The organism is Enterococcus haemoperoxidus ATCC BAA-382, assembly GCF_000407165.1.
GTDB lineage: Bacteria > Bacillota > Bacilli > Lactobacillales > Enterococcaceae > Enterococcus_L > Enterococcus_L haemoperoxidus.
The window spans coordinates 1,135,715-1,159,592 of the sequence record NZ_KE136479.1; the positions used below are offsets into that span (position 1 = coordinate 1,135,715).

Below are 23,878 nucleotides of genomic sequence, written 5' to 3' on the forward strand. Positions count from 1 at the left end.
TAGAATGAAAAAGACTAAAAATTTGAAATGAGGGTTTTAAGTGACTGAATATTTAAATGTTGGAAAAATCGTCAATACTCAAGGCTTAAAAGGCGAAGTACGAATAATTTCTCAAACGGATTTTCCAGAGCTACGCTATAAAAAAGGATCAGTTTTGACATTATTTCAAGAAAAAAAAGCACCAATCGAATTAACGATCAAAACCCATCGAAAACATAAAAATTTTGATATTGTCACATTTGAAGATCATTTTTCAATCAACGATGTTGAAAAATACCGTGATGGCATTTTGAAAGTGTCAAAAGAGGGTTTAAAGGATTTACCAGGAGATGAATTTTATTATCACGAAATTATTGGGTTAACTGTTATTGATGAAAACAATGAAGAACTTGGTAAGATCAAAGAAATTCTTTCGCCAGGAGCAAACGATGTCTGGGTTGTTCAAAGACCAAAGAAAAAAGATGCATTGATTCCTTATATCGAATCTGTTGTTAAGTCGATTGATTTAGAAGAAGGTATCGTTCGTGTAGAAATTCCAGAAGGTTTGATTGACGATGAAAATTGATGTATTGACACTTTTTCCAAGGATGTTTGAAGGGCCAATGGGCGAATCAATCATTGGAAAAGCCGTAGAGAAAAATTTGTTAGAAATCAATATCTCTAATTTTCGTGACCATTCTGATAATAAGCATCAGTCAGTTGATGATTATCCTTATGGCGGTGGAGCAGGAATGCTACTTAAGGTTCAGCCAATTTATGATAATTTTCGAAGAATTGAAGAAGCATCACCGAAAACTAAAAAACGTGTGATTTTGCTAGATCCAGCGGGGAAACGTTTTGACCAAAAAATGGCGGAAGAGTTCTCGGAAGAAGAGCATTTAGTCTTTATTTGTGGTCATTATGAGGGGTACGATGAGCGGATTCGTTCTCTTGTTACGGACGAAGTTTCATTAGGAGATTATGTTTTAACTGGTGGAGAATTAGGTGCAATGGTCATGATCGATGCAACTGTTCGTTTACTTCCTGATGTTTTAGGAAATAAATTATCTGCGCAAACAGATTCTCATTCAACAGGATTGCTGGAACACCCACAATATACGCGCCCGGCCGAATTTAATGGGATGAATGTACCAGAAGTCTTAACGAATGGTAATCATAAATTGATAGCTGAATGGCAGTTGAAAGAATCTTTACGTAGAACCTATTTAAGACGTCCTGATATGCTAGAAACACTTGAGCTTGATAATGAGATGAAAAAATTTCTTGCTGAGATCATTGAAGAAGAAAAGTCAGCTGATGAATAGAAAATACTCCATCTTTAAAGAAAAATCCCTTTACAGCTGTGAATAGCTATGTTACACTATTTCAGTGAGTGCAAAGCGCTCAACTATTACGATATTCCGCTGTGACAAGAGTCATAAGAATGTTTGGAATGAGGAGAAAAAAGAATGAATCCATTAATTCAAGAATTAACACAAGAACAACTACGTACGGATATCCCAGCGTTTCGTCCTGGAGACACTGTTCGCGTACATGCGAAAGTAGTCGAAGGAACACGCGAACGTATCCAATTATTTGAAGGAGTTGTTATCGGACGCCGCGGCGCTGGTATCAGCGAAACTTATACAGTACGTAAAATTTCTAATGGTGTTGGTGTGGAACGTACATTCCCATTACACACACCACGTGTTGCTCAAATCGAAGTAGTTCGTTATGGTAAAGTTCGTCGTGCGAAACTTTATTACTTACGTGCATTACACGGTAAAGCAGCTCGTATTAAAGAAATCCGTCGTTAAAAACTTGTTATTAATTAACAATGAACCCCTTGATTATCAAGGGGTTTTATTTTTTTATTGATAGTAACTCTTTCCAAAAGCAAAAGAAAGTAGAAAAGAGGATAGGAGCACGAAAGTCTGCATCTCTTTAACTTTTATTCCCCAAAGGGTATTATAACTTGTTAAGATAAAAACATTAATCAAAAAGAAATAGAATTAATTAAATAGGTAATGGGAAACAATGACTATGGTTAATGAAAAACCAAAATAAGACAAAGCGATATACAAGTAAAGTTTTTCTCTTGTTGCTCTAAACTTAAACAATGAAAAAACACCGAAAATAAAGAAAATTACCGATAATATCATGACCCTCACCTCTAAAAGAATTTTAACAAGTCAAAACAAAAATGGACAAAAGAAATGAAAGTAGTAGGGACGTTAAAAATCAATAAATTGAGATAATCTTAAAATTATAATAAAAATAAACCCTTATAAGTGCTAATTAATTTTAATAGGCAACTCATAGGGTTTATTTTTATCCTCTCAGTTAATAAATTAGTTTAGTGCGTTAACTTATTATTATCTCAATTCTAATAAAAATGCCAAAGCTTTTTCTTGATTCATTACACCTGTTTTGAGTCTCTCTGCGATTATTTCGATTTCTGCACCCTTTGCGCCAACAGACATAGCTAAAGAGCGAGCTTGTAAGGACATATGACCTTGTTGAATACCTTCTGAGACTAAAGCACGTAAAGCAGCTAAATTTTGTGCTAAACCAATAGCTGCGATTACTTCCGCTAATTCTTTAGCATCGGTCACATTTAAAATCTCTAAAGCAGCCTGAGCTTTTGGTAAAACACGGATTGCACCGCCAACTGTTCCAATTGCTAATGGTAACTCAATTGTGCCTTTCAAACCATCATTGACAAGTTTCCATCGACTTAAACCGTGATAGCTACCTGTTGAAGCATAGGCATGAGCTGCCGCTGCGACTGCACGTGTATCGTTTCCTGTTGCTAGAATCACGGCTTCTATCCCATTCATAATACCTTTATTATGTGTAGTCGCCCGATAAGGATCTATTTGTGCGAGTTGTGAAGCCGCAGCAATTTTTTCTGCAATGAATCTTCCAGACTCTAAATCACCAGTTTTGCTTAAACTAGCAAATGAAACGTCACATGTGGCTGTTACTAAAGATTCCGTTGCGTAATTACTCAAGATACTAAACAGAATTTCATCATCAAACCATTGACGGAATAAATCAGCAACCCCTTCTAAAATAGAGTTGAGAATATTGGCTCCCATAGCATCTTTGGTATCAACAAGTAAATCCACTGATAAATAGCTATTGTCCTTTGTAAACTGACGAACTTGGATTCGTTTTAATCCACCGCCACGTTTTACAATAGAAGGATAACTTTTTTCAGCTTGAACAAAAATCTCTTCAGAAAATTGGTTGATTTTATCTTCGATTAGCGCTGAATCGTTAACATTCATAAAAACAATTTGACCTCGTAAAAGACCTTCTGCTAATTTACTGTGAATACTGCCGGATTGTTGAATCATTTTGGCTCCATTACTACATGCTGCAATGACAGAAGGTTCTTCTGTTGCCATAGGAACTTGGTAGCTTTTATTATTGACTAAAATATCTGGTACAACGCCCATTGGCAAAGCCATTTCACTGATTTGATTTTCAATTAAATGATTCGCAATATCTTCATCTAATGACATGTTTTCTAATTCATATCTGCTTTCTATAGAAAGATTGCCCATCTCTTGTAAAAATGTTAAGCGTTCTTCTTTTGATAGTTGGTAAAATTTTTTATCCGAGTGTGCTTTTTGTGGGCGCTCAATCAGCATGGCAAGACCAAGACCACCGCCAACACATAGGGAAGCCACTCCATATTGACCGTTTGTGTCCTCTAATTGATGTGCTAAAGTCGCTACGATTCGAGTGCCAGAAGCACCAATTGGATGACCTAAACTAATACCTCCACCCCAAATATTGAGTTTCTTGTCAGGTATCTTCAATTCATTTTGAACGACAATGGAAGATGCCGCAAAAGCTTCATTGATTTCAAATAAATCAATGTCTTCAACTGTCAGATCATTGCGTTGTAACAAGGTTTGAATGGCCTTGATGGGTGAAATACCCATTATGCTTGGGTCGATCCCGATTTCAGTAACATCTTTCACAATAGCGAGATAAGGAATTTGATGTTCTTCTGCGAATGATTTTGAAGCTAGGATCATTGCTGAAGCTGCATCGTTGATCGTTGATGCGTTACCTGCTGTGACAGAGCCATCTGCTTTAAAAACTGTTTTCAATGTACTTAGTTTTTCAACAGTGGTATCTTTTCGAACACCTTCATCGTGCTCAAAAATAGCATTATCGATAGAAAGGGGGACTATTTCCTTTACAAATTTTCCTTCTGCTTGTGCTTGGGCTGCTTTTCTTTGTGAATGAGCCGCAAAAGCATCTTGCATTTCTCGTGTAATGGTAAACTGTTGAGCAACGTTTTCTGCTGTCAATCCCATTGCTTTACCGCTAAATGCATCAGTTAAACCATCTACCATCATAGTTGGAGCAGGTTTTGAATAGGTATCCTCTTCTTTGTATGTGATAGCAGGGGCCGTTGTCATGCTTTCTGTTCCTCCGGCTATAATAACTTCAGCTTGGCCTAATTGAATGGCTTGTTTGGCTAAGCTGATTGCTTTCATGCCTGATCCGCAAACTTCATTTACAGTAAAAGCCGGCACTTCAAAGCCCAACCCGCTATTGATTGCAATTTGTCTTGCTGGATTTTGTCCATTTCCAGCTTGTAGTACGTTTCCAAAAACGACTTGCTTTATATGTTCTGCTGCTTTTGTATTCCTTTTAAGTAACTCTTTTGTAACTGCTGTTCCTAGCTCAACTGCAGATAATGATTTTAATTGTCCTCGATACTTCCCGATAGGCGTTCTCAAGGCGTCGATAATTACGATTTCCACGACGTCACCTCCACTATGAAATATACCATGCTTTGTGAAAAAAGAATACTCTATAAACCATAATAAAAAAACTTCAGAAATTCTTTAACAAATTTTAAATTATCCTTTTTTCTACCAATCTTGCTCGAATTTATGATAAATTATAGTAGGTAATGAATTGAGAATAACGACAAAGGAGATATACAATGAACGTTGGCATAGATAAAATCAGTTTTTTTGTCCCACCATACTACGTAGATATGACCGATTTAGCTTTAGCAAGAGAGGTAGATCCGAATAAATTCCATATCGGTATTGGACAAGACAAAATGGCCGTTAATAAAAAAACACAAGATATTGTGACTTTTGCGGCAAATGCTGCAAAAAATATTTTAACGGATGAAGATAAAAAGCAAATTGATATGGTAATTGTTGGGACAGAATCTGGTATTGATGAATCAAAGGCATCAGCAGTAGTGTTGCATCGTTTGTTGGGGATTCAACCATTTGCACGTGCATTTGAAATAAAAGAAGCTTGCTACGCTGGAACTGCTGCTTTACAATATGCGGTGGCACATATTCAAAGCCATCCTGAAAGTAGAGTATTAGTGATTGCTTCTGATATTGCAAAATATGGACTAGCTTCAGGTGGCGAACCAACACAAGGTGCAGGAGCCGTAGCAATGCTAGTTTCAGCAGCTCCAAGAATTTTACAATTAAATGATGATAGTGTGGCATTAACGCAAGATATTTATGATTTTTGGCGTCCGGTTGGACATGATTATCCAATGGTGGATGGTCAACTATCGAATGAAACGTACATTCAAGCTTTCCAAAAAGTATGGGAAGAATATCAACGCCGTCATAATAAATCAATTGCTGATTTTCATGCATTGGCTTTTCATATTCCTTATACAAAAATGGGGAAAAAAGCGTTGTTAGCAGCTTTGGAGGATGAATCATCAGATGAGCAGGAACGTATTTTAAATAAATATGAATCAAGTATTTTATATAGTCGACAAGTCGGTAATTTATACACAGGCTCTTTGTACTTGGGGTTGATTTCATTGTTAGAAAATGGTGGATTAGATGCAGGAGAACAAGTTGGATTATTTAGTTACGGTTCTGGTACTGTAGCAGAATTTTTTAGTGGTACACTTGTTGAAGGGTATCAAACTCAATTACTTACAGATCTTCATCAAAAGCAATTGGCTGAACGAAAAGTGTTATCGATTGCTGAGTATGAAGAAATCTTTAATGATGTTTTGAATACCGATGTGGATAGTGAATATGAAGATTCGCTTCTTTTTAGTATCACGGCTACTTCAAATACGGTTAGAGCGTACAAGGAAAAGTAAATAAAATGAATAATTTAAATGATTAAATTGCCTTGAAAAAATAGATTAGTCATAAAATTTGTTGTGCTGCATTGTATTTTTTGCCTTTTCTATTTCTAAATTTTTATAATTTCAAGAGGTTGGAACAGAAGTGTTTATTTCTGAAAGTGTTGCTTCTTCCCCAAACGATTATTTGGATTACTTGAGGTTGAAATATGACTCGTAGAGTTATGTTTCAGCCTCTTTATTCTAGTTTTTAACAAAGTTATTCATTGTAGAACAAAAATTTGAAGTCTTGTATAAAAATAGTGATGCTAAAAAGTAATTGTGTTACGATAAACAATTAAACATCAGCCGCTCGTTTTTCCAAGTCAATAAGAAAGTTTGTAAAAGAGAATAAAATTGTTTTATAATAAAAAAGAAGTAGACTTGTTAAGGGATTCACAGAGGAGGATTGAGGTATGAATATAAAGAAAGTAAGTGAATTAAGTGGCGTTTCTGCAGATACGATCAGATATTATGAACGAATTGGTTTGATTCCACCTGTGAAACGTAATAGTAATGGGATTCGAAACTTTGATGAAGAAGATTTACGCTGGATCGTTTTTAGTAGACAAATGAGAAATGCAGGTCTATCTATTGAATCGTTAGTGGAATATTTAACCTTGTTTCAAGTTGGGAATGAAACAGTGCCAGCCCGTAAAGAAATCATTGCGGATCAAATTTCGGAATTAAAAGAAAAAGCTTCGGAATTAAATACAGCAATTGAACGTTTAGAGTTTAAACTAGCCAATTATGATGAGCATATGATTCCAGCTGAAAACGCGTTAAGAGATTTTAATATAAATAGATAATAGAAAATGAATCGCTTCTAAAGCGTGTCTTTCTCCTATATTTTTTAGAGGAAGACTGCTTTAGAAGCTTTTTATTTATTTTAACAAATCACTTGACTTGGAGTGAACTTCAAGAGCTAGACTGTTGTTGTTAGTAAGAAAAATGGTCATTTATTTGGTAGGACATTTATATTATCTAGCTATATGGTTTAGCCACTGCATTTTTGCTTTGAAACATGCCAAGAAACACAATGAAGCTATGAGTGGATGTTGATTGGTACGAGTGATTGAAAGAAACGTTGTGTCAATTCAATCATTATATGTTGAATTTTAGTAATGTAGTAGTACTAGAAAAAAAACGAAAAATAAACTAGAGGAGGAAATACAATGAACTATGTAAAATTTGGCAATACAGGAATGGAAGTTTCAAGAATTTGCTTAGGTGCAATGGGGTTTGGTGATCCGAATAGTGGCTTTCACGAGTGGGTTTTAGAAGAGGAAGAAAGTAAAAAAGTCATTAAAAAAGCACTAGATTTAGGGATCAATTTCTTTGATACAGCCAATGTTTATTCATACGGAGCTAGTGAACGGATTCTTGGCAAAGCACTGAATGAATATGCGAATCGTGATGAAATTGTTGTTGCCACTAAATTATTCACTACCATGAAAAAAGATGTTCCAAACAGTGGTGGACTGTCAAGAAAAGAAATCTTTCATCAAATTGATGCTAGCTTAGAGCGTTTAAGGATGGATTATGTTGATTTATATATTATTCATCGTTGGGATTATAATACGCCAATCGAAGAAACGATGGAAGCTTTACATGATGTTGTGAAATCAGGAAAAGCCCGTTATATTGGTGCTTCAGCGATGTTTGCTTGGCAATTTGCTAAAGCGCAAGCAGTAGCTGAAAAAAACGGTTGGACAAAATTCGTGTCCATGCAAGATCATTTGAATTTGCTATATCGTGAAGAGGAAAGAGAAATGCTGCCGTTATGCGAAGATCAAAAAATTGCGGTGACACCCTATAGTCCATTAGCATCAGGTCGCTTAACACGTGATTGGAGCGCACAAACGAAACGTTTTGAAACTGATAAAACAGCGAGGTCAAAATATGATACAACAGCAGATCAAGACCGTATCATCGTTGAAAGAGTGGCTGAAATCGCTGAAAAACGTGGTGTGGAGCGCGTACAAATCGCACTTGCTTGGTTACTTCAAAAAGGACCAGTTGTAGCACCGATTATTGGCGCAACCAAAGAAAGTCATTTGACGAATGCGATTCCTGCTTTAGAGTTAACCTTGACTGAAGAAGAAGTGCAGTTTTTAGAAGAACCTTATGTCCCTCATGCTATTGTTGGTCATAAATAAAAGTTCAGTCAAAACGTGAAAGAAGGATTTAACATGAAAATAATGATTTTAGGTGCAGCAGGTCAAATTTCAAAAATGGTTACAGAGTTGATCTTAACAGAAACAAATCACGACCTTGTTTTGTATGGTCGCGATCTTTCAAGTCGGATTTTAGTAAAGGACCCAAAGAGGGAGGTTATTATTGAAGGGGACTTTAATGATAAAGATAAATTAAAACAAGCATTAACCGGAGTGGATATTGCGTATTTAAATGATATGAGTTCGCCAAATGCGACACAATCAATCGTTGAAACAATGGAAGAATATGAATAGTAAAGAAATAAGCAAGCGAACTAATACCCCAATCAACACCATTCGTTACTTTGAACGAATCGGTTTGATTCCTCAGGTAAAGAGAAATCGTGATGGACTACGTGAGTTTAATGGAGAAGACGCTGATTGGATTTGTTTTATTAAGCAAATGAGAGAAGTCAATCTTTCTATCGAAGGATTGATTGAATATGTAACTTTATCTATCCAACCAGAAAAAACAGTACATGCTAGATTAGAACTGCTGAATGAACAAAAAAATGAATTGGAAGAACAAATCAATCGGCTAGAGGCAGCAAAATCCGAGCTCCAAAGACGGATAATAATTAAATAAGTCTAATAGAAATGATCAACTTTATAGCTGAAAATAATGCATCACCTCAAATTGAAATGATTACGGTAGATCAAGTATCTGTTATTTATGATCATGTATCAAAAAGCGAGGGTAAATATCGCTTCGAAATTGATACGGAAACGTTATAAAGTATAAAATGGTTCTTTTAGAAATTTGTTCTGTTTTATTGTAAAATAAGCATGTGAACTTAAAAGGAGAACCATTATGGAATTAAGAGAACTACGTTATTTTTGGACCGTTGCAGAAGAAAGAAATTTTTCAAAAGCGGCAAAAGTTCTGCATATTACGCAACCGACTTTAAGCCGACAAATCAAAGAATTTGAAGAGAAATTAGGCACGCCGCTTTTTATCAGAGAAAATAGGCAATTGACTTTAACAGAAGAAGGCTATTTTTTAAAAGAGCGTGCTGCTGAAATTTTAACTTTAACTGAACAAACAGAACGTGAATTTGAAGAACAGAGTAAAGGCTTTTTTAGTGGACATTTTTCAATAGGCTGTGTTGAAGCAGATAATTCAGATACGATGGCCATGATGTTAGAAGAATTGGTGAGTGATTATCCTCAAGTGACCTTCAATATTGTTTCTGGGACGAGTGATGATATTAGTGATAAGTTGGAAAAGGGGATTTTGGATCTAGCCATATTATTAGAACCTATTGCTACAACGAACTTTGAAAAAATTATTTTACCTAGGGAAGAAAAATGGGGATTATTAGTATCTAATGATTCTTTTCTTGCACAAAAAAATATTATTCAACCGGATGATTTAGAAGGGATTCCACTATTAAGCTCAAATCGTTCGGAGGTTCAGTTAATGCTTGAAAGGTGGTTGGAGAAACCGTTCGATGGTTTAAATGTGGTAGGCACCTTTAATTTGATTTTCAATGTTTTTTCGTTAGTAGAAAACCGTGTTGGTTCAGCTTTAACGATTGAAGGGGCAACGACAAATGGCAAACATGACGGATTGACATTTGTCCCGTTAGCTCCTGAGGTTAAAACAAACTGTGTTCTTGTTTGGAAGAAAAAACGAATCCAAACACCTGCAGTAAAAGAATTTATCCAACGATTCAATGATGCTTTTAAGGCATAGTAACTCAGTGCTGTAAGCATTAGACGTGTAGAGAAACAGGTTGTATCATTTACTTGTAAGTAGATGGTGCAACCTGTTTTTTTATAAGTAAAGGATAAAAGAAGGTGATCAAATGACTGCAATCATTTATTTTTCTCGACCTTTTGAAAATTTGATTGATGGAAAGAAAGAGTATTTGCAGGTTGGAAATACGAAAATTATTGCGCAAAAGATTGCTGAGATACTCAGTGCTGAAATGTTTGAAATTATTCCACAAATAGTTTATCCGAAAGTTTACGAAGAAGTAGTTACGCAAGCAGAACAAGAAAAAGCAATGAACGAGCGACCAAAATATCAACCACTCTCCCTTAACTTAGTAAAACATCAAAATATTTATCTAGGCTATCCCAATTGGTGGGGCACTTTTCCAATGATTGTTACAACTTTTTTAGAAGAAAATGATTTTTCAGGAAAAAATATTTATCCCTTCTGCACACATGAAGGCAGTGGAATGGGCAATAGTATCAACGATCTACAGAAATTATGTCCTGATTCAATTATCCATATTGGGATACCTATTCGTGGGTCCAGAGTTGAAAAAGCAGATATCGCAATCAAAAACTGGTTACAACATGAATAACCAAAAAAATCAATTGGAGGAATAAAAAATGGCAAAATTTGAAGAAGTGAAAAACGGTGTGATTTTTCCTGTAGGAGAAAAAAATGAGGCATATGCGCAGTATTTTATCGGTCAAAGCTATTTAAACAATTTAATTGCAGATCCAGAGGTTAATGTAGGTGTAGGCAATGTTACCTTTGAACCTGGTTGCCGCAATAATTGGCATATTCACCATGATGGGTTTCAATTGTTATTAGTAACTGGCGGGGAAGGCTGGTATCAAGAAGAGGGCAAGGCTGCACAATTTTTAACAGCTGGAGATGTGGTTGTGACTCATGATGGTGTGAAACATTGGCATGGAGCGGCAAAAGATAGCTGGTTTGAACATTTAGCCATTACAGCAGGCACGCCAGAATGGTTAGAACCTGTTTCAGATGAATTATATAATCAATTATAAAAATGAATAAAAGATGGGAGTCCTACCTAATGAAAAAACAAACAGCTGGCAGAGATCAATTAGGTGCATTTGCACCAAAATTTGCAGAATTAAACGATGATGTATTATTTGGTGAAGTTTGGTCTCGAGAAGAACAACTTTCACCACGTGAACGTAGCTTGATTACTTGTTCAAGCTTATTAACACAAGGCGTACCCCAATTAGAAGCCCATATGAACATCGCCAAACAAAATGGGGTGACAAAAGAAGAAATGGTGGAATTAATCACTCATTTAGCTTTTTATACAGGATGGCCAAAAGCATGGTCCGCGTTTGCTCTAGCAAAAGAAATTTTTGGTGAATAAAAAATACGGACTATCTTTTGCGTATTGTAAAGGAGACAATTCATTGAATAAACTAACCAAGTTTTCGTTATTATCTGTGTCATTACTTGTGGTATCGGGTGGCGCAATTGCTGCGAATATTCCAGCGATTATGACAGCTTATCCGACGATCGATCCTACTTTAGTAGAATTGATTACCACAATCCCTTCTTTGTTTATTATCTTAACCGTGCCATTTAGCCATATCTTCGCTAAAAAAATTGGTTACAAGCTATCTGTACAGCTTGGTATTGGTATTGTATTAGGCGCAGGGATTATACCTGTCTTTGCACAGTCCTTTTGGTTTTTATTTTTCAGCAGAATATTATTTGGGATTGGCATTGGATTATTTAATCCGCTACTCTTTTCTCTAGCTGGAAAAATGTACCAAGGAAAAGAACTTTCATCTGTGATTGGTTTTCAAAGTGCATTCGAAGGAATTGGTGGTATGATCATTACTTTTACAGTAGGTCAACTGTTGATAATGAATTGGCGTAGTTCATTTTTAGCTTATTTACTAGCTTTACCTGTTTTACTTTTATTTACATGGTTTGTCCCAGATGTTGCTCTTGAGAAAGAGGAGAATAAAAGTAAAACAGTGAATCAGACAATCACACCTTCAACTTATGGCTATATTGCTTTATTGATAATAGTTGTCACTATTTATATGTCAGTGACAGTGAAAATCACCTCCTTACTGCTAGAAAAAGGTTTTGGAAATGCAACTGATGGCAGTAATTTGATTGCATTGGTAGGTTTAGGTGCTATGACTGCGGGTGCATCATTCGGGTCAATCGTTACAATAACTAAAAAATGGACATTACCACTATCATTTATTGTTTTAAGTTTTTCAATGTTTATGATCGCCTATTCTCAAAATTTAGTGTCAATTTCATTTGCTGTATTGTTGTGTGGATTTTCTTTCCGCACCTTTATCCCATATTTATTTAATGAGGTGAATCAAGATAGCAATGGCAATTCAGAAAAGAGTACATCTTTGTTATTGATAGGTTTCAATATTGGCGCAGCTTTTGCCCCAATTTCGATTTCACTATTAGGAAATATCCTTCCTTCTAAAGAAAATACGGACATTTTTATGGCAGAAGGTATGATCATGATGCTGTTGGCTTTTTGTACTGTAATCAGCACCATAACGAAAAAACAAAAAAATAATGGAGGAAAGTAACAATGATGAAAAGGCCAAAAATTATTTGTCATATGCTAACTTCTATCAATGGAAAAATTAGCGGTGCTTATATGAATTCAAAATATGCCATTGCTGGCAGCGAAGCTTATGAAACAACCAATGGCAGCTACCATAGTCAAGCCTGGTTATGTGGTAGAGTCACGATGGAAAAGAATTTTACTCATTTCCATAAACCTGAGTTGAAAGAAATAGAAACACCTTATCCTAGAACAGATTACGTTGCACAAGGAAACGCCCAAATGTATATTGTTTCAGCTGATCCTACTGGTAAAGTTGGCTGGATTGAAAACACCGTTGAATACGAAAATCGTCCAGAAGCCCACGTTATTGAAATTTTAACGGATAAAGCTAGTGATGAGTATGTCGCTTATCTTCGAGAGCGACAAATCTCTTATATTTTTGCAGGACAAGTGCTGATTGATTGCACACTCGCTTCAGAAAAACTATTGAATTTATTTGGTATTAAAACATTAATGGTTTCAGGCGGCGGATATATCAATTGGTCATTTTTACAAGAGGGATTGATTGATGAAGTGAGTATTGTGATGACACCAGCAACTGACGGACGAACAGATACCAATACGATTTTTGAAAGAGCAGATAACCTGCCTGAAATAGCACCAGTTGGGTTTACATTAAAGTCAGTCGATATCATCGAAGAAGATACGCTATGGTTGAGATATGGCGTGGATAAATAAAAAACGAAATTAAAGGAGTCTTATTAATGAATAACAATGTAAAAGATAAAGTTGTAGTCATTACCGGTGCTTCATCTGGAATAGGGGAAGCAACAGCTCAATTATTGATTGAGAATGGTGCAAAAGTTGTTTTAGGCGCTAGAAGAGAAGAACGGTTGAAAGAACTTGTGAAAAAACTCGGAGATAATAGTATTTACGCTGTGACAGATGTTCGTAACGCTAAAGAGGTAGAAACACTTGTTAAAGTTGCAAAAGATAAATTTGGCAAAGTAGACGTGTTATTTGCGAATGCAGGAATTATGCCAGCTTCAAATATGAGTGAATTGAAAACAGACGAATGGGATGACATGGTTGATATTAATATCAAAGGTGTGCTCAATTCATTAGCAGCAGTTTTACCAGAATTCACAGCTCAAAAATCAGGTCACGTGATTACGACAAGTTCGATTGCGGGACTTAAGGTTTTCCCTGGTAATAGTATTTACACGGGAACCAAACATGCGGTTCGTGTGATTATGGATGGTTTTCGCATGGAATCTGCAATGGAAGGAACGAATATTCGAACAACTACTCTTTATCCAGGAGCAGTTGCAACTGAATTGCTAGAAACAATTTCCACACCAAAAGTAAAAAATGGGATGGAGCAGTTTTATCAAATTGCTATTACACCAGATGCGGTGGCGCAAACAGTTTTATTTGCCATTTCGCAGCCGGATTCAGTTGGTATTACAGAAATGACGATTTTACCAACGAAACAAGCTTAAAAATAAAAAGTAATAAAGTAAAACGCATAGATTAGACTTCGTTTTACTTTTATTTTTGTATCGCTAAAATGTGTTGGATACTAAATTTTTATTAAATTTAGTCAGGGTATGAAGAATGAGCGTACACTTTCAAGGTAAAATAAAAACGTTGAAAAAAATGTTAAGATACTCTTTCAATTAAACAATTATTCATTTACAAGAAAGTTGGTCAAAATGGAAAAAAGAGCGATATTGATTATTCATGGGTTTGGCGGTAATGAGAAAGAAATTCTTTATTTACATGAATACTTAAAACAAAATAATCTTGATTCATTTTGGATTCAATTAACTGGACACGATGGAAATAAACAAAATTTTTCAAAAGCGACATCCGACCAGTGGTTAGCAGATGTTAAGCGTAAATTAGATGAACTGGAACAACAGTATACATATATCACGTGCATTGGTTTTTCAATGGGGGGCTTACTCACAATCCAAGCTTCAGAAAGAGCATCAGTAGATCAACTCATTTTATGCAGTACTCCGATTTATCTTTATAATGTTAACGTGATTATGCAAGATATCGCGGGAGGCATCTTCTTTAAAAAGCAAGAGAAATTGGATTATTATTTTAGCTCTGCCAAAACAGCCTCTATTCGTTCTTGCTTCCAGTTTTTATCGTTACTTCAAAAAACAAAGAAAAAGTTGAAAAACGAAACGCAATCAACAACGAATAAAAGAATGCTCATTCTACAGAATAGACAGGATGAAACGACATATTATAAAAGTGCGTATTACCTTGCAAAAGCTAGTAAAGCACAAGTTTCTCTAAAAATATATGAGAATGGGAGGCATCAATTGTTTTTAGGAGAAAATAAAAATATTGCAGTGGAAGATATAAAAAAATTTATCCTCCACGAATAATTGAATCTTTACCTTATTTAAAATTCTTATTAATTAAGTGAAAAATACTTATAATGAGAATTTTTTTATTTTGAGTAAATTTTATTAAGATTTTCACTGCAAAGAGTGTATATATCTAGTTTTTAGTGAAACGTTTCTATTTAATGTTGTTCCAATTCCGGAAACATCAGGATTAGACCCGAAAGAAAACGCTTGCTTTTAAATGAAATGAGGAATATAATCATTTTTGTAGAAACGTTTCACTAAATATTATTGAGGAGTGGAAGTATGAAATCATGGAAAAAGCTTTGCTTATTAGGAACAACTTTATTTGCGACTGTAGGTGTTATGGCAGCTTGTTCTTCGGGAAGTAAAGAAAGCGCTTCAGATGAACTAACCTTTTGGTATATGGGTGATGGTGATCAAGGAATCAAGCCGATTGTGGATGAATTTACGAAGGAATCTGGAATCAAAGTCAAAATCCAAAGTATTCCGTGGTCTACCTCGAGAGATAAATTACTAACGGCAGTGGCTTCTAAAGAAGGACCAGATGTTGTACAAATGGGAACGACGTATATGAGTGAATTTGTTGATGCTGGTGCATTGTTGGATATATCAGATGATGTAGAAAAAAGTGACGTCATGAAATCAGAAAATTTCTTCGATGGTTCTGTTGCAACAACTCAATTTGATGGTCAAACCTATGCAGTACCTTGGTATACCGAAACTCGTGGGCTATATTATAGAAAAGATTTGTTAGAAAGTGTTGGTTACAAAGAAGCACCCAAAACATGGGATGAATTAGCTGATGCAGCAAAAAAACTAGCAGCTCGTGGAGACAATAAATACGGCTTTGGTGTTGAGCTAAAAGAGCCTACATTTGGTTTTATGTTCGCTCGTCAAAATGGCTCCGAGCTATTTGATAAAGATAATAAGCCACTATTTAATCAACCTGAAATGGTAGATGCCTTAAAATTCTTAGATAAGTTAGTCCAAGATGGTTCTGCACCTAAGACAGATTTAGGATTAGAGATCGGACAAAGCTTCGGTGGAGAAGGTGTTGTACCGATGTTTATCAGTGGTCCATGGATGATCAATAGTATCAAAGATTCCGCTCCTGATATTGACGGGAAGTGGGGAGTGGCTGAGTTACCTAAAGGACCTGTGAACAATATGTCAGTAACAGGTGGAGCCAATTTAGCAGTTTTTAGTAGTTCTAAGAAAAAAGATGATGGGATGAAGTTGATTGAATATCTATCAAAACCTGAAAATCAAACGAAATTTTTTGAAAGTACAAATTCACTTCCAACCAATAAAGAATCATGGAATTCAGATGTATTCAAAAATGACCCATTGATTTCAGTATTTGGAGAACAACTAAACGAATCACAACCGATGCCATTATTAAAACAATGGGATGAAATTTCTCAAAACTTTATGAAGCAATGGGAACAAGTTGTTGTGAGCGAAAAAAATCTTCAGGACGCAATGGATGAGCTAAATGAGCAAACGGAAAGCTTGATTAAATAATCTTAAGGAGTGAAGGGACAAAAGGCTAGAATATGTTATCGATCATGCATCTAGTGAATGATAAATGTAAACTTGTCTTTTGTTCTTTTTATTGATTTAGTAAGGAGGAACGAAACCATGAAAAAATCAAAATCACCTTATTTTTTTATTGCTCCAGCCGTTGCATTGTTACTGGTATTTTCTATCATACCGATTTTTATCGCTATAACAATTAGTTTTACAGATATGAGTTTAGCAGGATTAGCAGATTTTTCTCGGATTAAATTTGTAGGTTTAGATAATTATTTAAACATTTTCAACGATAAAGTTTTTGGACAAGCGATGTTTAACACTGCTTATTATGTTGTCATCGGTGTGCCCCTAGTTATTCTTTCTTCATTAGCGTTAGCTATTATGATCAACTTTGGGGAGAATAAATTTTTCTCTTTTATGCGTTTAGTATTCTATAGCCCTTCAATCACAAATACAGTGGCTGTATCAGTCGTATGGATGTATTTATATAATCCAACAATTGGCCTATTAAATCATTTATTATCTTTTTTAAACATTGGCCCGATTATGTGGCTGACAGATCCAAGTACATCGAAACTTTCATTAATTATCATTGCAGTTTGGAAAGCAATTGGCTTAAATATGCTGATCTTTTTAGCGGCGATTCAAGGCATTCCAAAAGAATATTATGAAGCAGCAGAAATTGATGGTGCAAACAAATGGCAGCAAATTTTAAAAATCACGATCCCATTGCTAAAATTTTCGATTTTCTTCGTAACAGTAACGACCTTGATCGGTTGGTTCCAATTCTTTGATGAGCCGTTCGTTATGACCAAAGGTGGTCCATTGGATAGTACGTTATCCGTTGCGTTATTTATTTATCAAAGAGGTTTCCAATACAACAAATTTGGGTATGCAGCAGCAGGCTCTGTCATTTTATTCATTGCGATCATTATTGTGACAAGTATCCAAATGAAAATCCAAACAAAACAAAAAGAAAATGAAGGATAAAAGGAGAGAACGATATGAATTCACATAAAAATGCGCAAATGAGTTTTAAGCTTTTTATTGGTATCCTCTTAGGCGTTCTGGGTATCATGACTTTTTTCCCGTTTCTTTGGATGATTTTTTCTTCATTTAAAACCAATGCGGAAATCAATCAGATCGTACCTAGTTTATTCCCAAAAGATGCGACATTTGATAATTTTAAAGAGTTATTTTTCAGATTGAATTTTGGCACCTATCTTAAAAATACGTTGATCATTACGGCTTGTTCTTTTATCGGCTTGTTATTAAACGCTATGGCAGGTTACGGGTTTGCTAAGTTTGATTTCAAAGGAAAAAATGGACTTTTTCTGATGGTATTAGCCACAATGATGATCCCAGGACAAGTAACCATGATCCCCGTGTATCTATTGTTGAATTCAGTTGGTTTGACGAATACATTAATCGGAATCGTTTTGCCAGGACTAGCTGGTGCATTTGGAATTTTTCTATTCCGACAATTTATGAATACTATTTCAAATGAAATGCTTGAAGCAGCAAGACTTGATGGCGCTAGTGAGTGGTACATCTTTTTCAAAATAATTTTACCAGTCAGTCGTCCAATTTTAGCAGTTCAGGGCATCTTGACGTTTATCGGTGGCTGGAATTCATTCTTATGGCCGTTGATTATCGCCAATGATGAAAAATATTATACATTATCTGTTGGCTTACAACTATTACAAGGACAACATGGTTCAAATTATGCCTTACAAATGGCTGGAGCGACATTTATGGTTATTCCAATTTTGATCGTATTTTCGATTTTCCAAAAATACATTTTACAAGGATTTAACGTTTCCGGAATAAAATAAAAAAGAAAAGGTGACTATAAAAATGGAACAAAAGCAATTAATCGATTTACTGGAGCAAATGACATTAGATGAAAAAGTTGGACAATTGCTTCAACTCGCAGCAGAATTTTATTCTGAAAAGGCGGAGGAAAAAACAGGACCCATGACGGATCTTGGTTTGACACATGAAGACATTAATAATGCAGGGACAACCCTTGGTATTTCAGGTGCAAAAGAAGCAATTCGTGTACAAAAAGCATACATGGAGAATAATCGATTAGGAATACCAACGATTTTAATGGCAGATATCATCCACGGTTTTCGGACGGTTTTCCCTATTCCGCTTGGTTTGGGTAGTTCATGGGATCTAGAAGCTGCAAAAAAAGTAGCGGAAGTTTCAGCGAAAGAAGCAGCAGTTTCAGGTTTACACGTGACATTCTCACCAATGGTCGATTTGGTTCGTGATCCACGTTGGGGTCGCGTAATGGAATCAACTGGGGAAGATCCCTTTTTAAATAGTCGTTTTGCGGAAGCATTTGTTAAAGGCTACCAAGGGAATGACCTGAAAAATGATTTCTTTCGTGTAGCGGCTTGTGTTAAACACTTTGCGGCGTATGGTGCAGCAATCGGTGGTCGTGACTATAATACAGTCAATATGTCTGAACGACAATTACGAGATAGCTATTTACCTGGTTATAAAGCAGCACTTGATGCTGGGGCAAAATTAGTGATGACTTCTTTTAACACAGTGGATGGTGTCCCAGCAACAGGAAATAAATGGCTATTTAGAGATGTGTTGAGAAAAGAGTTTGGTTTTGATGGAGTCGTTATTTCAGACTGGGGAGCAGTCATCGAGTTGATTCCTCATGGTGTAGCGGCAGATAAAAAACAGGCTGCTGAACTGGCAATCAAAGCAGGTGTGGATATTGAAATGATGACAACCTGTTATACCGAAAATCTAAAAGAACTGATTGAAGAAAATATCGTAACTGAATCTACCTTAGATGAAGCTGTTCTACGTATTCTCACGTTGAAAAATGACTTAGGTTTATTTGAAAATCCCCATAGAGGCGCTGACGTGATTTTAGAAAAAGAAGTTGTTTTGTCAAAAGAGCATCGTGATATTGCAAGGGATATTGCGAGAAAATCAATTGTCTTATTAAAAAATGAGCATGTATTACCCTTATCGAAATTAGAGAAAGTTGCTATTGTAGGCCCCGCTGCTGATTCTCACGATGTAATTGGTGTTTGGTCTTGGCAAGGTAAAAAAGACGAAGCGATTTCTTTAGCGCAAGGTGTTGCACAAATTGGCGCAGAATATGTGATTGGTAAAGAAGCGTTCGATTATTTTAAACCAAGTCAAGCAGCGATTGATGAAGCTGTGGCTTTAGCCAAAGAGGCTGACAAAGTTGTCTTAGCACTCGGTGAAGAAGATTGGATGAGTGGGGAAGCATCAAGTCGTAGTGATATTCGACTTCCACAAGCGCAACTAGACTTATTCGATGCTATTCAAGCTGTCAATAATAATATCATTGTGACTTTGTATAATGGTCGTCCTTTAGATCTAAAAGGAATCGATTCAGCCAAAGCCATCGTTGAGGCGTGGTTCCCAGGGACAGAAGCTGGGACAGCATTAGCTGATATTCTATACGGAGAGTATAATCCAAGCGCTCGTTTAAGTATGTCATTCCCTGAAACAGTGGGACAAGTACCTGTTTATTATAATTACGATAATACAGGTCGACCATATAAAACAGGTGATGAAAAATATGTAACTAAATATTTAGATGTTTCCAATTTTGCAAAATATCCCTTTGGTTTTGGTTTAAGCTATAGCGAATTTGTTTACACTGATTTTGAATTAAGTTCGCATCAAATGAATTCAGATCAAACAGTTACCGTTTCTATCACTGTAGAAAACCAATCAGATATCTCGGGTCAAGAAACAGTTCAATTATATATTCGAGATCAAATTGGTGAAGTTGTTCGTCCTGTCAAAGAATTAAAAGGCTTTGAAAAAATAACCCTACAAGCACATGAGAAAAAAACGGTTCAATTTACGATTACTGAAGAACTTCTTCGATATGTGCATAGTGACCAAACGTTTGCTAGCGATGCAGGAACTTTTGATGTAATGATTGGATCAAATAGTAGAGATGTCTTAACAAAAACATTCAAATTATTGAAATAGATAGGAAGAGTGAGATGACGCATCAAAAACGAACAATTAAAAATGGTGGGACGGCCGTTTCGTTTTTAGAAACGGGAGATCTATACGAAATAATACATGGACATATTATGATCAACCAACTAAATGGGAATGCATTAGATGGAAGTTGCAACCAACTCTATTTGAGAGTTTATGATAATAATGGTATTCATAGTGCCCCCATGATCGGCTCAAATTCAGCCAGTACATTTCTGATGGGAAAAGAACAAGCGACTTGGTTCGGCAATTTTTTCGACGTGAACTACCAAGTTGATTTTAAATTAACTGAAATGGGTATTTGGTTTTGGCAAGTGACATTGACAGGTTCTGGGCAGAAAGTTGATGTTATTTATGGTCAAGATATCGGTAATGCGACAAAAGGTGCTGTTCGATCAAATGAAGCGTATATGTCACAATACGTGGATCATCATGTCTGGAAAGAAAATGAAACAATTACTATTTCTTCTCGACAAAATCAACCGCAAGAAGGAAATTTTCCAGTAATCGAGCAAGGAAGCTTAAATTCGTTGGTTGCTTTTTCTACAGATGGTTACCAATTTTTTGGTCGCGAGTATAAGGAAACAAATCAAGCTCAAGCTTTGAAAAAAGCATCTTTAGCAAATGAAGTGTATCAATACGAATTTGCCTATATTGCGTTACAGACTGAAATCTACGGTGTAAGTGAGAAAGAGACTAAAATTGTTTTTTATGGAGCACCAATAGACAACCAAAGAACAGTTATTAAAGAGCCACTTATTTCTAAAGCAGATATCCAAAAAAATTATGATGCATTAAAATTCGAAGAAATTGATGAGCAATCAACAAACTATGAGAAAAAAATAGGTGAACCAATTACAGGTAAAACATTGACGGATATAGAACACGACGAATTATTTCCTAATCAAAACCTAGTCGAAACAATTGATGGCAAAGTAGCTTCTTTCTTTACAGATGAGTATCATCATGTGGTTTTGAAAGAAAAGGAAATAGCCATGGAAAGAGCTCACGGGCATATTCTATTAAGTGGAACAGAACTAGATGTAGAGCGTCCCATCCTGAGCACGACTGTTTATATGTATGGTCTTTTCAATTCTCAAATTGTTTTAGGCAATACCTCTATGAACAAATTAATGAGCAACAGCCGCAATTCACTAAATATCATGAAACAATCAGGTCAAAGAATTTATATCAAAGATGCAGAAAATTGGCGTCTATTAACAATGCCCTCTGCATTTGTAATGGGATTAAACTCCGCTACATGGTATTATAAATTAGAGAATGATATACTTACGGTGAGAACGTTTACGTTATGTGATACTAAAGAAATCCGTACAGAAGTGATAAGTCAACGAGGCTTGAAATATACTTTTGCTGTAACCAATCAATTGGTGATGAATGCAGATGAAGAAGAGCCAACCTATGAAGTGACTAAATCAAACGAATTGGTAAGTGTAAAAGCTTTACCAGAGTCAGTGATCCATGAAGAGTATCCTGATTTAACTTATTATTATTCGTTAGATAAACATTTTGAACTAACGGATGAGCGCTTGTTTTTATCTAGTAAATCTGCAGGAGTTTTAACTATTTTTGTGATTAAGGAACAAACAGAATTTTCTATGGCTATCCAAGGAAGCTTGACGGGAGAACCATTTCAGACAATAACGACCACATACGAAAAAGAAAACAAGCAATTCTTAGACTTTGTAAATGAGCTATTAAATAATTTCCAGTTAACACATAAAACTGAAGAAGTTGAATCAATAAACGTGTTGTCTCGCTGGTATACACACAATATGTTGGTACATTATCTTTCACCACACGGATTAGAACAGTATGGGGGTGCTGCTTGGGGAACACGAGATGTTTCACAAGGTCCAACAGAATTTTTCTTTGCCGTCAATCGACCAGAAGTTGTCCATTCAATCATTAAAAATGTCTATGCAAATCAATTTGAAGATGATGGAAATTGGCCGCAGTGGTTTATGTTTGATCGCTATGAAAAACAAAAAGCCGATGAGAGCCATGGTGATGTGATCGTTTGGCCGATGAAGATTGTGGCTGATTATTTGGCTAAAACAAAAGATTTCAGTATTTTAGAGGAAAAAATTCCCTATACTGATCGTAAAACCTTTTTAAAAACAACGAAGACTTACACCTTGTTTGAGCATATAAAAAAAGAAATTCAATTTATTGAAAATAACTTTTTAGAAGGAACATACTTATCTTGTTATAGTGATGGAGATTGGGACGATACGCTACAACCTTATGATAATAAGTTGAAAAAATATATGGCAAGTAGTTGGACAGTTGCGTTAACGTATCAAATCGTGAATAAATTATCCAATTTATTAATGGAGGTCGACGCCGTATTTGGCGAGCATTTACAAGTTTTAGCTGTTAATATTAAAAATGACTTTGAAAAGTATATTTTATCGACTGAAACAATTCCTGGTTTTGTTTATATGGAAGACACAGATCATGTGGAATTTATGATTCATCCAACAGATAAAAAAACAGGGATTCAATATCGTTTACTGCCAATGACACGTAGTATGATCGCTGAGCTATTAACAGCTGAACAAGCTAAACATCACTATGCTATTATTAAAGAACATTTGCAATTTCCAGATGGCGTCCGTTTGATGAATCGACCAGCAACCTATCAAGGGGGTGTCAGCACCAACTTTAAGCGTGCGGAACAATCAGCTAATTTCGGACGTGAAATTGGGTTACAATATGTTCATGCGCACATTCGTTTCACAGAAGCGATGGCTAAACTTGGTAAACCTGATGAAACGTGGCGAGCCTTGAATAGCATTAATCCGATTCAAATAAAAGAGCATGTTGAGAATGCTGAGATACATCAAGCCAATGCCTATTTCAGTAGTTCCGATGGTGATTTTAAAACAAGATACGATGCGCAAGAAAACTTTACCAAGCTGAAAGATGGCAGTGTTGGAGTTAAAGGTGGCTGGCGAATATATTCCAGTGGTCCTGGAATATATATGAATCAACTGTTGACCAATGTTTTAGGCATTCGGGAAGATAAGGAGAATATGATCTTCGATCCAATTTTACCTAAAGAGTTAGATGGTCTAGCGATGGGGTATCAAATTGCTGATAAAGACGTGAGAATTGTCTTTCATTTAGTGGGACAAAAAGAGGCAGTTCTCGCAAACGGAACTGAGTTTTCTATAAGACGAGAAGAAAATCCCTATCGCCAAGGTGGGTATATCGTTCCTTTAGATGAACTCATTGCTTGTTTAGATAAGAAAGAAAACCAAATAGATATTTTTTGTTAGG

Annotated in this window: 23 protein-coding genes; 22 read left to right on the forward strand and 1 reads right to left on the reverse strand. The window is 35.8% G+C overall.

Annotation, left to right across the window (positions count from 1 at the left end; translation table 11 throughout):
* Nucleotides 1-40: 40 nt before the first annotated feature.
* The 3 genes from rimM to rplS all read left to right on the forward strand — a co-directional run bounded on the left by rimM (nucleotide 41) and on the right by rplS (nucleotide 1,796).
* Nucleotides 41-565 (forward strand): ribosome maturation factor RimM, encoded by a 525-nt coding sequence (gene rimM / locus I583_RS05325; RefSeq protein WP_010761542.1) that lies wholly within the window; start codon nucleotides 41-43, stop codon nucleotides 563-565.
* Nucleotides 555-1,304 carry a tRNA (guanosine(37)-N1)-methyltransferase TrmD gene (trmD, locus tag I583_RS05330; protein ID WP_010761541.1) on the forward strand — a complete coding sequence of 250 codons (750 nt, stop codon included), beginning with the start codon at nucleotides 555-557 and terminating at the stop codon, nucleotides 1,302-1,304. The genes rimM and trmD overlap by 11 nt, the downstream gene beginning before the upstream one ends.
* A 144-nt stretch (nucleotides 1,305-1,448) precedes the next feature.
* On the forward strand, nucleotides 1,449-1,796 hold the full coding sequence (rplS, locus tag I583_RS05335) for a 50S ribosomal protein L19 (RefSeq protein ID WP_010761540.1): 348 nt from the start codon (nucleotides 1,449-1,451) through the stop codon (nucleotides 1,794-1,796).
* 558 nt (nucleotides 1,797-2,354) lie between these two features.
* Here the strand turns inward: rplS and I583_RS16440 are convergent.
* On the reverse strand, nucleotides 2,355-4,769 hold the full coding sequence (locus I583_RS16440) for a hydroxymethylglutaryl-CoA reductase, degradative (RefSeq protein WP_010761539.1): 2,415 nt from the start codon (nucleotides 4,767-4,769) through the stop codon (nucleotides 2,355-2,357).
* Between the two features lie 185 nt (nucleotides 4,770-4,954).
* Here I583_RS16440 and I583_RS05350 point away from each other — a divergent pair, with 185 nt between their 5' ends.
* The 19 genes from I583_RS05350 (at nucleotide 4,955) to I583_RS05435 (ending at nucleotide 23,877) form a co-directional block, all read left to right on the forward strand.
* Complete coding sequence (locus tag I583_RS05350) at nucleotides 4,955-6,106, forward strand: hydroxymethylglutaryl-CoA synthase (protein ID WP_010761538.1); 1,152 nt, start codon at nucleotides 4,955-4,957, stop codon at nucleotides 6,104-6,106.
* Between the two features lie 440 nt (nucleotides 6,107-6,546).
* Nucleotides 6,547-6,939 carry a MerR family transcriptional regulator gene (locus I583_RS05355; protein WP_010761537.1) on the forward strand — a complete coding sequence of 131 codons (393 nt, stop codon included), beginning with the start codon at nucleotides 6,547-6,549 and terminating at the stop codon, nucleotides 6,937-6,939.
* A 366-nt stretch (nucleotides 6,940-7,305) separates the two neighbouring features.
* Nucleotides 7,306-8,289, forward strand: a complete 984-nt coding sequence (locus I583_RS05360; RefSeq protein WP_010761536.1) for an aldo/keto reductase — start codon at nucleotides 7,306-7,308, stop codon at nucleotides 8,287-8,289.
* A gap of 33 nt (nucleotides 8,290-8,322) precedes the next feature.
* On the forward strand, nucleotides 8,323-8,601 hold the full coding sequence (locus I583_RS05365) for an NAD(P)H-binding protein (RefSeq protein ID WP_010761535.1): 279 nt from the start codon (nucleotides 8,323-8,325) through the stop codon (nucleotides 8,599-8,601).
* Complete coding sequence (locus I583_RS05370) at nucleotides 8,558-8,932, forward strand: MerR family transcriptional regulator (RefSeq protein WP_010761534.1); 375 nt, start codon at nucleotides 8,558-8,560, stop codon at nucleotides 8,930-8,932. The genes I583_RS05365 and I583_RS05370 overlap by 44 nt, the downstream gene beginning before the upstream one ends.
* A gap of 11 nt (nucleotides 8,933-8,943) precedes the next feature.
* Nucleotides 8,944-9,081 carry a hypothetical protein gene (locus tag I583_RS16745; protein ID WP_155854181.1) on the forward strand — a complete coding sequence of 46 codons (138 nt, stop codon included), beginning with the start codon at nucleotides 8,944-8,946 and terminating at the stop codon, nucleotides 9,079-9,081.
* 76 nt (nucleotides 9,082-9,157) lie between these two features.
* Nucleotides 9,158-10,042, forward strand: coding sequence for a LysR family transcriptional regulator (locus tag I583_RS05375; protein ID WP_010761533.1), 885 nt, complete (start codon nucleotides 9,158-9,160; stop codon nucleotides 10,040-10,042).
* A 112-nt stretch (nucleotides 10,043-10,154) separates the two neighbouring features.
* Nucleotides 10,155-10,661, forward strand: coding sequence for a flavodoxin (locus I583_RS05380; protein WP_010761532.1), 507 nt, complete (start codon nucleotides 10,155-10,157; stop codon nucleotides 10,659-10,661).
* A 28-nt stretch (nucleotides 10,662-10,689) separates the two neighbouring features.
* Nucleotides 10,690-11,097 (forward strand): cupin domain-containing protein, encoded by a 408-nt coding sequence (locus tag I583_RS05385; protein ID WP_010761531.1) that lies wholly within the window; start codon nucleotides 10,690-10,692, stop codon nucleotides 11,095-11,097.
* A 29-nt stretch (nucleotides 11,098-11,126) separates the two neighbouring features.
* Nucleotides 11,127-11,441: a carboxymuconolactone decarboxylase family protein gene (locus tag I583_RS05390; protein WP_010761530.1), complete on the forward strand. Its 315-nt coding sequence runs from the start codon at nucleotides 11,127-11,129 to the stop codon at nucleotides 11,439-11,441.
* 43 nt (nucleotides 11,442-11,484) lie between these two features.
* Nucleotides 11,485-12,645, forward strand: a complete 1,161-nt coding sequence (locus I583_RS05395) for an MFS transporter (RefSeq protein WP_010761529.1) — start codon at nucleotides 11,485-11,487, stop codon at nucleotides 12,643-12,645.
* Between the two features lie 2 nt (nucleotides 12,646-12,647).
* Nucleotides 12,648-13,364, forward strand: a complete 717-nt coding sequence (locus I583_RS05400; RefSeq protein ID WP_010761528.1) for a dihydrofolate reductase family protein — start codon at nucleotides 12,648-12,650, stop codon at nucleotides 13,362-13,364.
* Nucleotides 13,365-13,390: 26 nt separating this feature from the next.
* Nucleotides 13,391-14,128 (forward strand): SDR family oxidoreductase, encoded by a 738-nt coding sequence (locus tag I583_RS05405; protein ID WP_010761527.1) that lies wholly within the window; start codon nucleotides 13,391-13,393, stop codon nucleotides 14,126-14,128.
* 213 nt (nucleotides 14,129-14,341) lie between these two features.
* Complete coding sequence (locus I583_RS05410) at nucleotides 14,342-15,031, forward strand: alpha/beta hydrolase (RefSeq protein ID WP_034682678.1); 690 nt, start codon at nucleotides 14,342-14,344, stop codon at nucleotides 15,029-15,031.
* 267 nt (nucleotides 15,032-15,298) lie between these two features.
* A complete protein-coding gene (locus I583_RS05415) occupies nucleotides 15,299-16,540 on the forward strand; it encodes a sugar ABC transporter substrate-binding protein (protein ID WP_010761525.1) in 1,242 nt (413 codons plus the stop codon).
* A 117-nt stretch (nucleotides 16,541-16,657) separates the two neighbouring features.
* Nucleotides 16,658-17,542, forward strand: coding sequence for a carbohydrate ABC transporter permease (locus tag I583_RS05420; protein ID WP_010761524.1), 885 nt, complete (start codon nucleotides 16,658-16,660; stop codon nucleotides 17,540-17,542).
* Nucleotides 17,543-17,556: 14 nt separating this feature from the next.
* A complete protein-coding gene (locus tag I583_RS05425; protein ID WP_010761523.1) occupies nucleotides 17,557-18,387 on the forward strand; it encodes a carbohydrate ABC transporter permease in 831 nt (276 codons plus the stop codon).
* 10 nt (nucleotides 18,388-18,397) lie between these two features.
* Entirely contained in the window at nucleotides 18,398-20,557 is a 2,160-nt protein-coding gene (locus I583_RS05430; protein ID WP_341853144.1) for a glycoside hydrolase family 3 N-terminal domain-containing protein, read from the forward strand.
* Between the two features lie 14 nt (nucleotides 20,558-20,571).
* Nucleotides 20,572-23,877 (forward strand): GH36-type glycosyl hydrolase domain-containing protein, encoded by a 3,306-nt coding sequence (locus tag I583_RS05435; RefSeq protein ID WP_010761521.1) that lies wholly within the window; start codon nucleotides 20,572-20,574, stop codon nucleotides 23,875-23,877.
* The last annotated feature ends 1 nt before the right edge of the window (nucleotide 23,878 follow it).

Bases quoted from the DNA above. Each gene is read 5' to 3' on its own strand.
- I583_RS05385 (WP_010761531.1), top strand. From the start codon at position 10,690: ATGGCAAAATTTGAAGAAGTGAAAAACGGTGTGATTTTTCCTGTAGGA.
- I583_RS05415 (WP_010761525.1), top strand. From the start codon at position 15,299: ATGAAATCATGGAAAAAGCTTTGCTTATTAGGAACAACTTTATTTGCG.
- I583_RS05390 (WP_010761530.1), top strand. From the start codon at position 11,127: ATGAAAAAACAAACAGCTGGCAGAGATCAATTAGGTGCATTTGCACCA.
- I583_RS16745 (WP_155854181.1), top strand. From the start codon at position 8,944: ATGATCAACTTTATAGCTGAAAATAATGCATCACCTCAAATTGAAATG.
- I583_RS05375 (WP_010761533.1), top strand. From the start codon at position 9,158: ATGGAATTAAGAGAACTACGTTATTTTTGGACCGTTGCAGAAGAAAGA.
- I583_RS05365 (WP_010761535.1), top strand. From the start codon at position 8,323: ATGAAAATAATGATTTTAGGTGCAGCAGGTCAAATTTCAAAAATGGTT.
- I583_RS05405 (WP_010761527.1), top strand. From the start codon at position 13,391: ATGAATAACAATGTAAAAGATAAAGTTGTAGTCATTACCGGTGCTTCA.
- trmD (WP_010761541.1), top strand. From the start codon at position 555: ATGAAAATTGATGTATTGACACTTTTTCCAAGGATGTTTGAAGGGCCA.
- I583_RS05435 (WP_010761521.1), top strand. From the start codon at position 20,572: ATGACGCATCAAAAACGAACAATTAAAAATGGTGGGACGGCCGTTTCG.
- I583_RS05420 (WP_010761524.1), top strand. From the start codon at position 16,658: ATGAAAAAATCAAAATCACCTTATTTTTTTATTGCTCCAGCCGTTGCA.
- I583_RS05425 (WP_010761523.1), top strand. From the start codon at position 17,557: ATGAATTCACATAAAAATGCGCAAATGAGTTTTAAGCTTTTTATTGGT.
- I583_RS05355 (WP_010761537.1), top strand. From the start codon at position 6,547: ATGAATATAAAGAAAGTAAGTGAATTAAGTGGCGTTTCTGCAGATACG.
- I583_RS05400 (WP_010761528.1), top strand. From the start codon at position 12,648: ATGATGAAAAGGCCAAAAATTATTTGTCATATGCTAACTTCTATCAAT.
- I583_RS05380 (WP_010761532.1), top strand. From the start codon at position 10,155: ATGACTGCAATCATTTATTTTTCTCGACCTTTTGAAAATTTGATTGAT.
- I583_RS05410 (WP_034682678.1), top strand. From the start codon at position 14,342: ATGGAAAAAAGAGCGATATTGATTATTCATGGGTTTGGCGGTAATGAG.
- I583_RS05370 (WP_010761534.1), top strand. From the start codon at position 8,558: ATGCGACACAATCAATCGTTGAAACAATGGAAGAATATGAATAGTAAA.
- I583_RS05350 (WP_010761538.1), top strand. From the start codon at position 4,955: ATGAACGTTGGCATAGATAAAATCAGTTTTTTTGTCCCACCATACTAC.
- rplS (WP_010761540.1), top strand. From the start codon at position 1,449: ATGAATCCATTAATTCAAGAATTAACACAAGAACAACTACGTACGGAT.
- I583_RS05360 (WP_010761536.1), top strand. From the start codon at position 7,306: ATGAACTATGTAAAATTTGGCAATACAGGAATGGAAGTTTCAAGAATT.